Annotated in this window: 16 protein-coding genes and 1 pseudogene; 13 read left to right on the forward strand and 4 right to left on the reverse strand. The window is 38.2% G+C overall.

The window, feature by feature from the left end; all coding sequences use genetic code 11:
* The first annotated feature begins 72 nt into the window (after positions 1-72).
* The 7 genes and pseudogenes from yknW to ACJ004_RS01255 form a co-directional block, all read left to right on the forward strand.
* Positions 73-744 (forward strand): YknW family membrane protein, encoded by a 672-nt coding sequence (yknW, locus tag ACJ004_RS01225; RefSeq protein ID WP_410890727.1) that lies wholly within the window; start codon positions 73-75, stop codon positions 742-744.
* Positions 744-1868, forward strand: a complete 1125-nt coding sequence (locus ACJ004_RS01230) for an efflux RND transporter periplasmic adaptor subunit (RefSeq protein ID WP_410890729.1) — start codon at positions 744-746, stop codon at positions 1866-1868. Before yknW ends, ACJ004_RS01230 begins: the two co-directional genes overlap by 1 nt.
* Entirely contained in the window at positions 1865-2557 is a 693-nt protein-coding gene (locus ACJ004_RS01235; protein ID WP_410890731.1) for an ABC transporter ATP-binding protein, read from the forward strand. The genes ACJ004_RS01230 and ACJ004_RS01235 overlap by 4 nt, the downstream gene beginning before the upstream one ends.
* A complete protein-coding gene (locus ACJ004_RS01240) occupies positions 2554-3747 on the forward strand; it encodes an ABC transporter permease (protein WP_410890733.1) in 1194 nt (397 codons plus the stop codon). Before ACJ004_RS01235 ends, ACJ004_RS01240 begins: the two co-directional genes overlap by 4 nt.
* Before the next feature lie 184 nt (positions 3748-3931).
* On the forward strand, positions 3932-5098 hold the full coding sequence (gene trpB / locus ACJ004_RS01245) for a tryptophan synthase subunit beta (protein WP_410890735.1): 1167 nt from the start codon (positions 3932-3934) through the stop codon (positions 5096-5098).
* A gap of 199 nt (positions 5099-5297) precedes the next feature.
* Positions 5298-5918 carry a YitT family protein gene (locus tag ACJ004_RS01250; protein ID WP_410890737.1) on the forward strand — a complete coding sequence of 207 codons (621 nt, stop codon included), beginning with the start codon at positions 5298-5300 and terminating at the stop codon, positions 5916-5918.
* Between the two features lie 20 nt (positions 5919-5938).
* Positions 5939-6388: pseudogene (locus tag ACJ004_RS01255) on the forward strand (AMP-binding enzyme); the annotation flags it as partial.
* Between the two features lie 196 nt (positions 6389-6584).
* Here the strand turns inward: ACJ004_RS01255 and ACJ004_RS01260 are convergent.
* The 3 genes from ACJ004_RS01260 to ACJ004_RS01270 form a co-directional block, all read right to left on the reverse strand.
* Positions 6585-7391, reverse strand: a complete 807-nt coding sequence (locus tag ACJ004_RS01260; RefSeq protein ID WP_410890738.1) for an alpha/beta fold hydrolase — start codon at positions 7389-7391, stop codon at positions 6585-6587.
* 92 nt (positions 7392-7483) lie between these two features.
* Positions 7484-7711 carry an alpha/beta fold hydrolase gene (locus ACJ004_RS01265; RefSeq protein ID WP_410890739.1) on the reverse strand — a complete coding sequence of 76 codons (228 nt, stop codon included), beginning with the start codon at positions 7709-7711 and terminating at the stop codon, positions 7484-7486.
* 84 nt (positions 7712-7795) lie between these two features.
* Complete coding sequence (locus tag ACJ004_RS01270; RefSeq protein WP_410890740.1) at positions 7796-8263, reverse strand: alpha/beta fold hydrolase; 468 nt, start codon at positions 8261-8263, stop codon at positions 7796-7798.
* Between the two features lie 550 nt (positions 8264-8813).
* Between ACJ004_RS01270 and ACJ004_RS01275 the strand changes: the two genes are divergently transcribed.
* Genes ACJ004_RS01275 through ACJ004_RS01300 form a run of 6 tightly spaced genes read left to right on the forward strand, consistent with a single transcriptional unit; the run spans position 8814 to position 14046 of the window.
* Entirely contained in the window at positions 8814-10448 is a 1635-nt protein-coding gene (locus ACJ004_RS01275; RefSeq protein ID WP_410890741.1) for a long-chain-fatty-acid--CoA ligase, read from the forward strand.
* Between the two features lie 17 nt (positions 10449-10465).
* Complete coding sequence (locus tag ACJ004_RS01280; protein WP_410890742.1) at positions 10466-11245, forward strand: SDR family oxidoreductase; 780 nt, start codon at positions 10466-10468, stop codon at positions 11243-11245.
* A gap of 37 nt (positions 11246-11282) precedes the next feature.
* Complete coding sequence (locus ACJ004_RS01285; protein ID WP_410890743.1) at positions 11283-11756, forward strand: hypothetical protein; 474 nt, start codon at positions 11283-11285, stop codon at positions 11754-11756.
* Positions 11740-12363, forward strand: a complete 624-nt coding sequence (locus ACJ004_RS01290) for a hypothetical protein (RefSeq protein WP_410890744.1) — start codon at positions 11740-11742, stop codon at positions 12361-12363. Before ACJ004_RS01285 ends, ACJ004_RS01290 begins: the two co-directional genes overlap by 17 nt.
* A gap of 22 nt (positions 12364-12385) precedes the next feature.
* The gene (locus ACJ004_RS01295; RefSeq protein WP_335693812.1) at positions 12386-12952 is read left to right on the forward strand and encodes a polyhydroxyalkanoate biosynthesis repressor PhaR; all 567 of its coding nucleotides are present in this window, start codon (positions 12386-12388) and stop codon (positions 12950-12952) included.
* Between the two features lie 20 nt (positions 12953-12972).
* On the forward strand, positions 12973-14046 hold the full coding sequence (locus ACJ004_RS01300) for an alpha/beta fold hydrolase (protein ID WP_410890745.1): 1074 nt from the start codon (positions 12973-12975) through the stop codon (positions 14044-14046).
* Positions 14047-14121: 75 nt separating this feature from the next.
* Here ACJ004_RS01300 and ACJ004_RS01305 read toward each other — a convergent pair whose 3' ends face one another.
* Positions 14122-14904, reverse strand: a complete 783-nt coding sequence (locus tag ACJ004_RS01305; RefSeq protein WP_410890746.1) for an alpha/beta fold hydrolase — start codon at positions 14902-14904, stop codon at positions 14122-14124.
* Positions 14905-15190 lie beyond the last annotated feature (286 nt).

Raw genomic sequence — 15190 nt, forward strand, 5'->3', positions numbered from 1 at the left:
GAAACTTTCGACTTATAATATCGTATAATTAATAGGAATATTTTACAGAAGTGGAAAGAAGGGGTGTTTATTATGGAATTGCAAAAAGAAGTAAATTCACTGACTGAGAATCCAAAGTTATTAGGAATGTTTACAAGTCCAAGTGTACAGTTTGAGCGGATTAAGCAAAGTCCGAAAATTTGGGTACCGCTAATCATTATTAGTATTCTCTATGTCGTTGGAACAGCATTTATGGCACTATCTTTGGACGCTTCTACTTTAATTGAACAGGGAGTGCCAGAAGACCAAGCTGATTTGGTGTTAACCATTTCAAAAGTAACAGTTGCTTTAACAGGCATCATTACACCTATTTTTGGTGTGTTAATTAGCAGTGCTATTCATTTAGCGATTGCAAGAATTGCTAGTTCTACAGTTACTTTTAAACAATTATTTTCAATGAATACCTTTATCATGATTATCGGGGCAGCAGGTCTTATATTGAATATGGGAATCAGGTATGCCATCGGCGGGGATCCAGAAATATATATTACTAGTTTAGCAGGACTTCTCAATCAGGATAAAGCAGGGGTGTTGGGGTCAATCGAGGTATTTGGAATCTGGTCAGCTGTATTGACTGCAATTGGGCTTCATAAAACAGCGCAATTATCTAAAGGGCTTGCCTGGACGATTGCGATCATCTTCTTCTTCATTAGTATTGGTTTTGCTTTGGTCGGTACCCTATTACAAGGAGCGCCGAAGTTATAATGAAAAAGAAAACGTGGATTATGCTAGGTGTAATTAGTTTAATTATTATGATGATTTCTGTAAGTGTCTATCGTCAGGTTCTTGCTAAGGGTCCTACCGTTCAAACAACAGAAATCAGCCAAGAGGAAATCTCCTCCCTTTTGATGATTCCTGGTACAGTGAAACTCTCAGAAGAACAAATGGTGTATGCGACTCCTGACAAAGGGGAAATCAAAAAACTGCTAGTCAAGGAGGGACAGACGGTCAACAAAGGTGCTGTCTTGGCTAAACTAGAAAATCCTCAGCTTGAGTTGGAAATCGAGCAAAATAAATTAGCAGTTGAATCAGCTAATTTAAAAATAAGCCAAATAGAAATGAAACTAGATCAACTCGAAGACAAAGAGAAGGCGTTAAGTGATCAGGTTGGAAAAAAGGAGGCGGAAAAGCAGCTTTCTCCTGAATTTGAACAACTTGAGATGGAGAAAAAGTTTGCTAACATCGACCTTAAGCAAACAGAACTTCAAAAAGATCTGATTAACAAACGTCAGGATGAATTAGAGATCAAGAGTACAATCGCTGGAATCGTCTTAGCGGCAAAAAAGCCAGCAGCATCAACGATCGATGCAGCAAACGAACCTATTATACATATTGGTAAGTTAGAAGGAATGACAGCATCGGGACTACTTTCTGAATATGACACACTTAAAGTGAGTAAAGGTCAAAGAGTGATAATCCGATCAGATGCAGCGCCAGGAAAAGAATGGCAGGGTGAAATCACCAAGACTGCTATTTTACCAGAGCAGAACCAAGCAAGTTTGCAAAATAGCACCCAAGCCGTGCAGTACCCTGTCACTGTAAAAATTTCCGGTGATACAAAAACGTTAAAACCAGGTTTCCAAGTCATTATGGAGATAGAAACGGAGAAAAAAACAGCGATGGTCCTGCCGCTTGATACATTATTTGATGATGGGGGTAAGCCTTATGTATATCTCGTCAAGGATGGAAAAGCCCATAAACAGAATGTCAAAACCGGCATAACATCTGGAAAGAAGATTGAGATCCTTGGAGGTGTTTCAAAAGGAGACAAAGTCATCGAGAACGGACCCGACAAAATTAAGGATGGGCTGGAAGTGACAGTTAAATGATCCGACTAGAATCCATCACAAGATCTTTTTTATTGGGAAAAGAAACTGTGCCAGTCTTAAATGGGATCAGTCTATCCATTCATGAAGGTGAATTTACAGCCATTATGGGTCCTTCTGGATCAGGGAAATCCACCTTAATGAATATTATCGGCTGTTTGGATAAACCGACTGAGGGAGATTATTACCTTGGTGGGGAAAATGTGTCGCATTATAATGACAAGGAATTGGCGCGGGTTAGAAACCAATCGATTGGCTTTGTGTTTCAGCAGTTTCATTTGCTCCCACGCTTGACGGCCCTAAAAAATGTTGAATTACCGATGATTTATGCAGGAATCTCCAAAAAAGAGCGACAGGCCCGTGCAGCAGAGGCATTAACGAAAGTAGGTTTAGCAGATCGAATGAATCATCTTCCCAATGCCCTATCTGGGGGACAAAAACAACGTGTTGCCATTGCAAGAGCTATTGTCAATACACCAAAGATTATCCTAGCGGACGAACCTACAGGTGCCCTTGATTCGAAAACAAGTAAAGACATTATGGAACAATTTAGAGGACTTAATGATGAAGGAGTTACTATTATAATCGTTACTCATGAATCAGAAGTAGCCGAATACGCGAACAGAACGATTTTGGTTAGAGATGGAATGATTCAGTCTTCCTCTGAGGGTGTTAGGGGGCCAGCCGTATGAGTTTTATGGAAAATCTTTTTATGGCATTAAGCTCCCTCAAGGCCCATAAGATGCGGAGTATTCTAACGATGCTTGGGATAATTATTGGGGTAGGAGCTGTTATCATCGTAGTAGCCATCGGACAAGGCGGAGAAGCGATGCTAAAATCTCAAATTACCGGTCCAGGGAATACGATTGAGTTATTTTATCAGCCCTCCGATGAAGAAATCCGAGCTAACCCTAATATACTTCAGCAAGCCCCGTTCAATCAGGAAGATATTAGAGCACTTGAACAAATTCCGGAAATTAATAGTGTAGTAGCATCAAGCACCAAATTGTCTTCAGTTAAATTTCAAAAGGATAACGTGGATGCGTCTACGACCGGAATTAATCAGGCCTATATAAAATTAAATGAGTGGAAGGTTGCCAAGGGAAGAAATTTTTCAGCCTCAGATTTCCTAGGTGGCCGACGGGCGGCTTTAGTAAGTAACAAATTGCAAGCGGAACTATTTAAAGGGAAAAATCCTGTCGGAAAGGTTATTATGGTTGCCAATCAACCCATCGAAATTATTGGGGTATTAGAAAAACCAACGGGACTTTTTTCATTTGGATCCATGGAGGTTTATCTGCCTTTTCAGACTTGGAAAACCATTTACGGAAGTAGTGATTTTACGCAGGTAACCCTGCAAGTAGCGTCTGCGGAACAGTTGCAGGTTGCAGGTAAAAAAGCTGCTAAGTTATTAAATAATCTGCATAATACGGAAAAATCCTACCAAGTTATCAATATGGAAGAAATCGCTCAAGGGGTGGGGCAGATTACCAAAATCATGACCTTAATCATCGGGAGTATAGCCGGAATCTCCTTATTTGTAGGCGGGATTGGTGTCATGAATATTATGCTCGTTTCCGTGACGGAAAGAACTAGGGAAATAGGAATTCGCATGGCACTAGGTGCAACACGAGGACAGGTGCTGACTCAATTTTTAATTGAATCGATGACACTTACCTTTATAGGCGGTATCCTTGGAATATTACTCGGCTGGGGGACATCGACAGTTGTAAGTTTCTTTGCAGGTTGGCCATCCTTAGTGTCTTGGCAAGTGGTACTAGGCGGAGTCTTGTTTTCTATGGTTATTGGTGTAGTCTTTGGACTTCTACCAGCAAATAAGGCCTCAAAGCTTGATCCAATTGACTCTCTTAGATATGAATAAAGATTTATTAAGAAATCTAGATCAAGGGTCTACACGCAGGTGTAGACTTTTTCCTATTATTGCTGAATAGTTATCTGTTTGCAGATATTGGACAATGTGATAGAATAATTATAGGAATATTCAGTTAATTTTTAGTGATGAGGCTGAATTAGAATAATAGATATAAAGGAGTCGAGCTGAGAGAATGGAGAGAGTTAGTGTTGAGAGTAAGGGCTTTTTTGGGGAGTTTGGGGGAAGTTTTGTTCCTGAGGATTTGCAAGTCGTAATGAACGAATTAGAGGAACAATTTAATCGTTATAAGGATGACCCGGAATTCATTGCGGAATTCAAATATTATTTAAAGGAATATGTAGGCAGGGAGAATCCATTAACGTATGCAGAAAATTTAACCAAGCAAAATCAAGGGGCAAAAATTTATCTGAAAAGAGAAGATTTAAACCATACTGGTGCACACAAAATTAATAATGCAATCGGCCAAATTCTTTTAGCAAAACGAATGGGAGTGAAAAGAATAATCGCGGAAACGGGGGCAGGACAACACGGCGTGGCAACAGCAACAGCATGCGCGATGTTTGGGATGGAATGCATTATTTATATGGGTAAATTGGATACGGAACGCCAAGCCCTCAACGTTTTTCGAATGGAATTGTTAGGTGCAAAAGTCGTTCCTGTTGACAAAGGACAAGGCCGCTTAAAGGATGCCGTCGATGAAGCCTTGGGTGACTTGGTACAAAACTATAAAAATACCTTTTATTTATTAGGTTCGGCCGTTGGACCACATCCATACCCTTCAATGGTCAAACATTTCCAGGCAATTATTAGTGAAGAATCGAAGCGTCAGATTCTTGAAAAAGAAGGCAAGCTGCCTACAGCAGTGGTTGCTTGTGCGGGAGGCGGCAGTAATGCCATCGGCGCCTTTGCCCATTATATTGATGAAAAAGATGTACGATTAATTGGAGTTGAACCAGCTGAGGCACCAACTCTGACGGAAGGAGTACCAGCAGTTATCCATGGTTTTAAATGTTTAACATTATTAGATGATAAGGGCGACCCGAAACCAACGTACTCCATTGCTGCAGGATTGGATTATCCAGGAGTCGGGCCAGAGCACAGCTATTTGAAAACCAGCGGACGAGCAGAGTATGTAACTGTAACTGGACAAGAGGCTCTGGAGGCTTTTCAAACGTTAAGCAAGACTGAGGGAATCATTCCTGCGTTAGAAAGTTCTCATGCAGTGGCTTACGCTATTAAACTAGCAAAAGAATTACCAAAGGACGATGTTCTAATCGTAAATCTTTCAGGGCGCGGGGATAAGGATGTTGAGCAGGTATTTAGAATGTTAAAGAATTAATCTAATCTATTGTGGAAGGACGATTCGTGCTTAGCGATTCGTCCTTTGTTATTCCCATAAAGAGCCGCCAGCAACAAATCTATTTTTTGTTGCTGGCGGCTCTTTTATTTTTGCAATTGGTGTCATAATGAATTTTTATTTTTTAACAGAATATATTTAAAGTACATGTCACGGAATTTATGGCCAAAAGGGGACAAGTATGTATAGAAAAAGGAAAAAATTCTATATTGATTTTAGTAGATCGGCTGCCATTTCTTTTTATAAACGGGTTTTGATAATCTTTATGGGGGCAACGTTTGTAGCCATTTCATTACAATTATTTTTGGTTAAAAATCATGTGATTGACGGGGGAATCATAGGGATTAGCATCCTTCTTTCACATATTACAGGTCAAGAAATAGGATTGTTTTTGTTGATATTAAATACACCTTTTTTCTTGATTGCCTATACATTTCTCGGGCGAAGGTTTCTCATGCTTAGCATTTATGCCATCCTTACGCTTTCGCTTGAAACCTATTTATTAGAGCCGATTCCTGTTATTTCTGAAAATCCCATCATCGTCATCGTATTTGGCGGTATTATCTTAGGTTTGGGAGTCGGAATAACCATTCGGTTTGGCGGCTGTTTTGATGGAACGGAGGTATTGGCCATATTGTTTAGCGAACGGTCTTCACTATCCATTGGACAATTTATTTTATTATTTAATTTTTTCATTTTTGGAAGTTCGATTTTCATCTTTGGGTTGGGTGAGGCAATATACTCATTAGCAACCTTTCTCATCGCTTATAAGACTATTGATATTTCTATTCAAGTTCACTAAATTCTAGTTTTATTTTTTATCCACAGGTAATGAAGGGTTACTGGAATCGTCCAAAGGATACAGAAGAAGTATTAAAGGATGGATGGCTGTTTACTGGTGATATTGCAAAGATGGATGAAGAGGGCTATTTCTATATCCTTGACCGCCAAAAGGATATGATTATTGCAAGCGGATACAATGTTTATCCACGAGAAGTAGAGGAAGTCCTTTATATGCTTGAAGGGGTAGAAGAGGCGATTGTTATTGGCGTACCTGATACTTACCGTGGGGAAACCGTCAAGGCCTTTATCAAACCTAAAGAAGGTTATACACTTTCCGTGGAAGAAGTCATTCAGTTTGCAAAAGATAACCTAGCTCCGTACAAGGCGCCAAAAGAAGTCGAAATTCTTTCAGAATTACCAAAGTCATCGGTGGGGAAATTGCTTAGAAGAGTACTTCGAGATGAAGAAATGGCTAAGGTAAAAGCTTAATTGAGAGTAGGAAAAGCTTTATGAAATTTCCAGACTTATTTTCTATTGCTTCTATATAATAAAAGTGGATATATGGAGAACTATATAAAAATGCCCGTTCAATAGATGATCGGGCATTTTTTTAATGTATGGATTTTATAAATTAACAAAGTAAACGGGCTCTTGCGCCTTTTGTTCATGTATGGAAGTTATAAAATTAACTTATTGTTTTTAAAAAATCTATCACTCTTTCATTTACTAAATCATTTGCTTCTGTTACATAGATATGACCAGCACCTTGAATGGTTAAAAATTCAGCATTCGGAATTTTCTCTGCTAAGGTTACCCCATTTTGGTAGGGAACCAATTTATCTTCATCGCCATGAATAACTAAGGTTGGCACCTTAATTTGATCAATGTCATTGTAGGTATCATGGGCTAAACAGGCCTGGAGCTGAAGTATATAGGCATAAGGAAGAACAGGTATCTCTATTCTTCTTTGGATGTCCTCTGCTATGAATTCCCGTTGATTTTCTATAAATGATTGACTGTAAAGGATTGGAGCTGTGGCCCACGCCATTTCTTCGGGTGTTGCAACAGAAGAGCCTCTTGAAAGCATTAGCATGGATACCTCTGCACTAGGTTGTACATGACTTGCTCCCCCAGAGGTTGTACAACCCAAGATCAGTGAACGGACTCGAGATGGATACAAAAGAGCCAATCTTTGAGCTATCATCCCACCCATTGAAATGCCATATACATGGGCTGATTCTACTCCGGCTGCATCTAGAACACACTTAGCATCTTCAGCCATTTGCTCAATCGAATAGGGAGAATTAGGTTTGTCGCTGTGACCTGTACCTCGGTTATCAAAAATAATTACTTTAAAGTGCTCACTTAGAGCTGGGAGAGTCCTGAACCAAGATTTTGAATTCAGTGACAACCCCATTATTAAAAGTAATGGTTCTCCCTCTCCATGAACCTCATAATAAAGATTAATACCATTCCCATTAGTTATTGGCATTAATTCAATCCTCCTTTTTAAAAGTAACGGTAAATTATATGATAATTTAACTAAGGAAAGAACATGGAAGAAGGGAGGAAAAAGTCCCTCCCTTAACTTACTTTTGAGTGTTTTTTCAAAAAGTTGCGAATAACTCTATTAAATGCCTCCTTCTGTTCTAATTTGGCAATATGACCAGTGTTCCTAAGGATCACAAATTCAGAGTGGCGAATTTGTTTGTGCATTAATAGTTGGATCCATACAGGGATGACAGAATCATATTGGGATCCCATGATTAATGTAGGGACTTTTATTTTAGGAAGTAGTTTTAAATTATTCACTTCCAGACATGCTTTAACCGATTTTAGAAAAACCTCGTGATTAGGTTGGTAAAATTTATGAAAGTCTTGATAAACTTTACCTTTCTATGAATTAAGTGAAATACGTGCAGCCGTGTTTTTTGGTAAACTTGGGGTTGTAGATAATGAGCGAACTTTTCGATAGTTTATTATTAACTTTGCCAAGTGTCTAGGGATGAAATGAAAGGTGCTTACCAACATTAATGATCGACACATATGGGGAGCCTGACGATAAATTTCCTGGGCTACCATTCCGCCCATTGATAATCCGCAAATATGGGCGCTTTCAACCTGGAGGTTATTTAATAGAGTAATAATGTCACTGGCAAACTGTGGAATAGATATCTTCTCATTCGTAATATGCTCACCATGCCCTCGTAAATCAGGAATAATCAAGTCATACTGATCCGCAAATTCAAACTGATTGTTCCAGCCCTCCTTTACCTCTCCTAAACCATGAATAAAGACTAAAGGTTCACCAGCACCAAAACGTAAGTAAGGAATTTCAGAACAACTAAAAGAAACTTTACTCAAACATACCCCTCCTATTGTTATATATCATAAATGGCACTACCACAATTTGTAAAGTATTAATTTTTATAAAATTCAGAATAATAGAAACGTAACAATTTCGCATGTCCTCTTCAGGCGGACAAGTGTATTTCTTTGGTGCCTGACACCTAGAAGTATTATAGGAGAATAATACTTTCTTGGTTTAAGGGTTCTTTGGGTGTGGGGAGATTAAGTGGTTCAGTGACTGTAAATTACATTTTTTACGATTTGGGATGAGAAATACTGAAAAAATATTCCGACAATTTTCGTCATTTTTCCTGTTTTTGAGTAAGTCTTTTGAAAACGGTTGCTTAATATTACAGCGTTGGTTATATATTACTTCATGACTCGGAGGATTTTGTGGAATTTTGTCGAAAGAGGGAGGTTTACAAAACCACATTAAACTACAATAATCGTAACTATATTAATATTCTAATTAATGATATTGACGACCGCTTCAGTAGAATTTACAGCTTTTTTAAATGGAATATTTACTATTTGATATTAAAAATCTTGAGGAGGCATCGTTTTAATGGTTTATCAGCAAAAGCCGTGGTTAAAAATTTATGATCCAAGAATTAACGAGCATGTGAATATTGAACACAATTCTCTCTATGATTTTTTACATGGTTCAGTAAAACGTTATAACACCAATCCTGCCTTTACTTTTTACGGAAACATTTGGACGTATAACGATACAAAACTGATTACCGATAAATTTGCTGCAGCCCTACATAGGTCAGGATTTACCAAGGGTGATCGTCTGTCTATTATGCTTCCAAATTCCCCGCATTATATATTCACGCTATTCGGTACATTTCGTTTAGGTGGTATAGCTGTTCAAGTTAATCCAATGTATGTAGAAAGAGAAATAGAACACGTTTTAAATGATTCTGGCTCTGAATACATAGTCGCGTTAGATGCATTTTATCCAAAAATTAAAGCATTACAATCTCAAACAAACTTAAAAAAGGTTATCGTAGTAAGTTTCGGTGGAACTAGAGTCGACCTAGCTGAAGGTGACCACTATTTTGATGAATTTTTACATGAGGACGTAAATATCCCTGAAGTTGAGATAGACCAATACGAGGACGTAGCCCTTTTACAATATACTGGTGGAACAACAGGTGTATCTAAGGGTGTCATGCTCACTCATCGCAACCTCCTGGCCAATTTCAATCAAGTTTGTGATTTTGCCTATAAAACTTGTGATTATAAACCAGAAAATTTAAAGATGATCACCGTCCTGCCAATGTTCCATGTATATGGATTATCTAGTGTGGCGCTATGTGGAATTAGGGAAGGTGCTAATCAAATTGTCTTACCTCGTTTTGATGTTAGAGAAGTAATGGAAACAATTAACCGTGAAAAGCCCTTCCAAATGTCGGCGGTTCCAACCATGTATTTTGCACTAAATAGCCAGCCAGATTTAGATACATGTAGTTTTAATGAAATGTATTACCTAAGCAGCGGCGGTGCCCCACTACCCGTAGAACAAATAAAAATGTTTGAAAAGAAAACAGGGGCAATGTTACTCGATGGGTATGGCCTTTCTGAGTCAGCACCAACAGCTATTTTTAGTCCGCCGTTTGTGCCAAGGAAATATGGAAGTGTTGGAATACCTGTCCAAAGTACAATTGCCAGAATTGTTCATCAGACTCCGGATGGGTATGTTGATGTACCAGTTGGACAAGAAGGGGAATTAATAATCCAAGGTCCACAAGTCATGAAAGGTTATTGGAACCGCCCAGAAGATACGGCCGAAGTATTAAAAGACGGCTGGCTGTTCACGGGAGACGTCGCAAAAATGGATGAAGACGGCTATTTTTATATCGTTGACCGGAAAAAGGATATGATTATTGCAAGCGGATACAATGTTTATCCCAGTGAAATCGAGGATGTCCTTTATCAATTAGAGGGAATTGAAGAGGTGCTTGTTATTGGTGTTCCAGATTCCTATCGTGGGGAAACAGTAAAGGCATTTGTTAAATTAAAAGAAGGATATACCATTTCAGAAGAGGAAATCAAACAGTTTGGGAAAGATAACCTTGCCCCATATAAGGCGCCAAAAGCAGTAGAAATTCTTGCAGATTTGCCAAAATCTTCAGTAGGAAAACTACTTCGACGAGTCATAAGAGATCAAGAAAAATTAAAAGTAAAAGCTTAATAGAAAGAGTGATAGCCGTGAATACGCAAGAGCTTTTTAGTTTAAAAGGGAAAACAGCTATAATTACTGGCGGAGGAAGAGGTCTAGGTCAGCAAATTGCGGTCGCCTATGCGGAAGCAGGGGCAAATGTGGTCATCTGTTCTAGAAACCTAGATGCGTGTCAACAATTGACAGAAGCTTTGCAGAAAAAAGGAGTTCGCGCACTTGCTCTGAAATGTGATGTAGCCACTCCAAACGATATCCAGTTTGTTGTAAATGAAACGCTGAGAGAATTTGGCCGGATCGATATTTTAGTTAACAACAGCGGTACGAGTTGGGGAGCACCCGCATTAGAAATGTCAGAGGATAAATGGGATAAGGTAATGGACATCAATCTCAAAGCGGTTTTCCTATTTTCTCAGGCAGTTGGTAAAATTATGGTCGAGCAAAAATCCGGCAAAATTATTAATATTGCCTCAATCGCAGGTATGGGTGGACAAGACCCTTTAGTGATGGATGCGATTGGGTATTCAGCAAGCAAAGGTGCGGTCATTACCTTAACAAAGGATTTAGCCGTAAAACTGGCACCGTATAATGTTCATGTCAATGCAATTGCTCCAGGGTTTTTTCCAACAAAAATGGCTAAAGCGATTCTGGACTACTCAGGTGAAAAAATTCTTGAGCGTACACCTGCAGGGCGCTTTGGTTCAGATGATGACATAAAAGGTCCAGCACTATTTTTAGCCTCAAATGCTTCTAACTATGTTTATGGTCATGTACTAGTTGTTGACGGTGGGACAACTGCCAGTGTAAGTTAAATAGTAGATACTGGCCAATTAGTTAAGAGGGATGTACATGGAGTCCACGCATCAAGATAGAGATTCTTTTTATAAAAAAATAGAAGCAGAAATGAATAAGAAAATCCATGCCTACACAAATAACAGAAAATTCACTATTGCATTTGGAAAAGCAATAGATGCACATGTGAAGCAGTTAAAAATTCACAGAAGACTAACAACCAGAAGGTTAAAAAAGTTTGACCTTCCAAATAAAGATGAAATAAGTGCTATTTCTGTAAGAATTGTAGATTATGAGGGAAAGTTAGATCTTTTGGATGAATCCATCTATTGGATGAACAAAAGACAGCAAGAGAACCGGAACAAGTTAAAAATGATTCGTGAATCATGGGAAGACTTGCAAGCTATTTTGGAAAAGGAAGCAGTGGAAATCCATGCCTGTAAACTAAAAAGCTTGGAAGATGAGTTAATAGAGTTAAAACAATTATTTGATTTGAATTTGGAGGAGAATGACCATGACGAAAAAAATTGAAAAAGTATTAGAGTTAGAAAATCAAGAAGTAGAGGTTGACGAGGAACAGGATTCATCAAGCTTAGATCTGCTTTGGAAGTTAGGATTTAATGAATTAGATGCTTGGGAAGACCGCTTAAATAAACGAGATACACTTTTCTTGGAAGCGGTCAGAAACTACGTGGAAAAGCTTAAACAGAATCAGGAAAATGCCCTCACCATTTCTGCGCAATTTGGGATGGAACTGAAAGAGTGGGAAAAGGGAGCACGCGAAGAATTACTTATGACAACGACTCCACTACAGCAGTTCTTTCCAGTGAAATCATATGAAGAAATTAACAAAGTTGTTGAGGATATTCAAAATAAAACAGCTCATTTATTATTAACCCCAACTCAAGCATTAATTACAGGACAATTAGATGCCTTAGATAAATATGTAGAAACCGTTGAACAGTATATCGCTTATCGGAAAAATGGCAGAGAAAAATATATTGAGAGTGTTAAGAAAACAAGCAATGTTTTATATGAAAATCAAAAAGTATTTGTAAATATGTTTGCTAAGCAAGTGAAATCTGCAATCCTGCCGTTTCAGAATTATATGAAGAATGCAACCGATCAATCTAAATAATGACAAAATAGGAGTGGAAGTAATGTCTGGTAAAAAACCTTACGATCCATTTGAATCCTTTCATAAGCTTAGTCTTTTATGGGAAAAACAGATAAATGATTTTATCTATCATTGGACGGATAACAAGGATTTCATAAAAATGTCTAATACCGGAACAGAAATTAATTCTCGTTATCTTGAGACATTCAAAAAGAATCAGGAAGCACTTGCAGGTGTTTTGAATTTACCAACTAAAAATGATATAGCGAATGTTGCAACGTTAACGGTCCAAGCCGAGGAAAAAATTGAAGCTCTTGAGGAACAAATCTGGGATTTGCAGGATACCATGAAGTCCCAGAACAAGGAAATCGAGAGTGTTGTGGAAATTTCAAAAGAAATCATTAAATTAACAAAGCAGCTTAAAACAGAGTTAGTTAAAACGAAAAAAGAGCAAATAGAGACCAAAGAATTAAAGGCAGAACTCCAAGAAATGAAGTTTGAGTTAATGAAATTAACTAACTTTAAAGAAGAATTCGAGTCAATAAAAGGTCTTCTTGAAAAGAATAAAGAAGTGGATCGAGAGTTGGCCGGATCAGGGACAGCGAAATAAAATGAAATGGAGGGGTGAGCTTGGCAACAGAAGCACCTTTCAAGGGGAGCATTCCGGAGTTTGATTATCAAAAAGAAATGGACCGCTGGGCAAATGTGGTTAAACTTTTATCTGAACCTGAACCCACGGTTGGTCAAACTCCAAGGACTGAAGTATGGAGAAAAAATAAATCAGTTTTATGGCATTATCCTGCCAAACAAAAAAAGTATGAGATTCCATTATTTTTTGTGTATTCGCTTTTTAATAAACCATACATTTTAGATATTGACCCAAAGAAAAGTGTGATAAAAAACTTAACTGACATGGGCTATGAAGTGTATTTATTGGATTGGGGTACACCAGGCTATGAAGACAAAAAGATTGGTATCGATACTTATGTCGAGAAATATCTAAAAACAGCTGTAAAGAGGGCCATTCGCCATTCTGAAGCGGAGGAAATTACACTCGTTGGATATTGTTTAGGAGGTACGATTGCCTCTATCTACGCATCTGTAGCCGAAGAACCAATCAAAAATTTAATCGTAGCTACGGTACCTATTGATTTCAGTACGTTTGTAGGGCCGGAAAAATGGGCGGAAGGTCTCAAAAATGGAGATATTAATCTCGATCATTTTCTAGATGTTTATGGGGTTGTTCCCTCTAAATATGTGGAAATGATGTTTAGAGCTATTGGATCGCCAATATATTTTACCAATTATACCATGCTCTTAAATCGGGCCCACGATCACCGTTATGTTGAAAAGTGGCGTCGGATGAATAAATGGACACTTGATCAAGTGCCATTTGCTGGTGAAGCCTATAAACAATTTGGAAATGAATTAGTTAAAGGTAACAAGCTAGTTAAAGGGGAATTTATGGTTGGGAATAAACCGGCCGATTTGAAAAATATTCGAGCCAATCTTTTCGTAGTCTCAGGGTCTAGAGACAATTTAGTTTTAGAAGAGCAAAGTAAACCAATTATGGATTTAGTATCGAGTGAAGATAAAACTTATGTTTGTGTTGAATCAGGGCATGTCGGTCTTGCATTATCTGGTCTATTTGCGGGTATTGTTGATCAATGGGCAGCTAGCCGCTCCAATCCGCTTTTCAAATGATTGTGGATTAAAGTTTGGTACATGTAAATAGATTATGTTTGGCAAGTAAAGAGAGGAAGGATTATCCCACCTCTCCTAACTTGCCGTTTTATGTTTGTTCAAAAATGTTCTTAAAACCTTGTTGAATTCATCTTTTGCCTCTAATTTTACAATATGGCCAGTGTTCCGAAAAATGACAAACTCAGAGTGGCGAATTTGTTTATGCATTAAAAACTGGACCCAAACAGGGATAACCGAATCATATTGTCCGCCAATAATTAGGGTGGGTACTTTAATCTTTGGGAGTAACGTTATGTTATTTACATTTAGACAAGCCTCCATGGATTTAAAAAAGAATTCGCTGTTGGGCTTGTAGAATTTGGAGAAGGTTTCGATATTCTCCTTGCTCCAAGAATAAAGACAAACTTTTGCCGATCTTGCTGCAATAGTCTCAGAAGATTTATTTTCTGCGCGGGCTTTTCGGTAGTTTATAAAAAGCTTCCCGAGCTGCTTTGGAGCATAATGGAAAGTGCTTACTAACATCAATGATCGACACATCTCAGGTGATTGACGATAAATTTCTTGTGCGACCATTCCGCCCATAGACAATCCACATATGTGCGCGCTTTCAATTCCCAGTCCTTTCAATAGACTAATCACATCATCGGCAAAGTTTTTAATGGAAATCTCCCCAGGGGTAATGTACTCTCCATGCCCACGTAAATCAGGAATGATTAAGTCAAACTGATTCGCAAACTCAAACTGATTTGTCCAACCCTCCTTTACTTCACCAAGGCCGTGAATAAAAACTAAAGGCTCACCTGCACCAAGCCGCAAATAAGGAATTTCGGAGTAACTTTTGAATATTTCCCTCAACATTCATTCCTCCTAGTTGTTTAATAAGGCTATTTTCGCAAGGATTGTTGTTTTTCGTATAAGTTCATCAAACCGTAAAACTATTAGCTTCGTGGCATCGTTTTGTAAGAACTTTTGCGAAAATTGCCTAAAAACTTAGTAATTGCCTTTATAAAGCTCCAGAAGCAACAAAGTTTACGAAAAGAGTCTTTAATAACAACTGTTATTTCCAATATTTGAATGGTGTAAACGGGTATAAAGTTCTGATTATTTTATTATATATTTATTTATTGGAAAATATTACATATGG

The sequence above is a fragment of the Neobacillus sp. 204 genome, assembly GCF_046562815.1.
GTDB lineage: Bacteria > Bacillota > Bacilli > Bacillales > Cytobacillaceae > Neobacillus.

Excerpts from the sequence above, each read along its gene's own strand:
- ACJ004_RS01290 (WP_410890744.1), top strand. The coding sequence starts at position 11,740 with ATGACGAAAAAAATTGAAAAAGTATTAGAGTTAGAAAATCAAGAAGTA.
- ACJ004_RS01305 (WP_410890746.1), bottom strand. The coding sequence starts at position 14,904 with ATGTTGAGGGAAATATTCAAAAGTTACTCCGAAATTCCTTATTTGCGG.
- ACJ004_RS01230 (WP_410890729.1), top strand. The coding sequence starts at position 744 with ATGAAAAAGAAAACGTGGATTATGCTAGGTGTAATTAGTTTAATTATT.
- trpB (WP_410890735.1), top strand. The coding sequence starts at position 3,932 with ATGGAGAGAGTTAGTGTTGAGAGTAAGGGCTTTTTTGGGGAGTTTGGG.
- ACJ004_RS01260 (WP_410890738.1), bottom strand. The coding sequence starts at position 7,391 with ATGCCAATAACTAATGGGAATGGTATTAATCTTTATTATGAGGTTCAT.
- ACJ004_RS01275 (WP_410890741.1), top strand. The coding sequence starts at position 8,814 with ATGGTTTATCAGCAAAAGCCGTGGTTAAAAATTTATGATCCAAGAATT.
- ACJ004_RS01250 (WP_410890737.1), top strand. The coding sequence starts at position 5,298 with ATGTATAGAAAAAGGAAAAAATTCTATATTGATTTTAGTAGATCGGCT.
- ACJ004_RS01235 (WP_410890731.1), top strand. The coding sequence starts at position 1,865 with ATGATCCGACTAGAATCCATCACAAGATCTTTTTTATTGGGAAAAGAA.
- ACJ004_RS01295 (WP_335693812.1), top strand. The coding sequence starts at position 12,386 with ATGTCTGGTAAAAAACCTTACGATCCATTTGAATCCTTTCATAAGCTT.
- ACJ004_RS01240 (WP_410890733.1), top strand. The coding sequence starts at position 2,554 with ATGAGTTTTATGGAAAATCTTTTTATGGCATTAAGCTCCCTCAAGGCC.
- yknW (WP_410890727.1), top strand. The coding sequence starts at position 73 with ATGGAATTGCAAAAAGAAGTAAATTCACTGACTGAGAATCCAAAGTTA.
- ACJ004_RS01285 (WP_410890743.1), top strand. The coding sequence starts at position 11,283 with ATGGAGTCCACGCATCAAGATAGAGATTCTTTTTATAAAAAAATAGAA.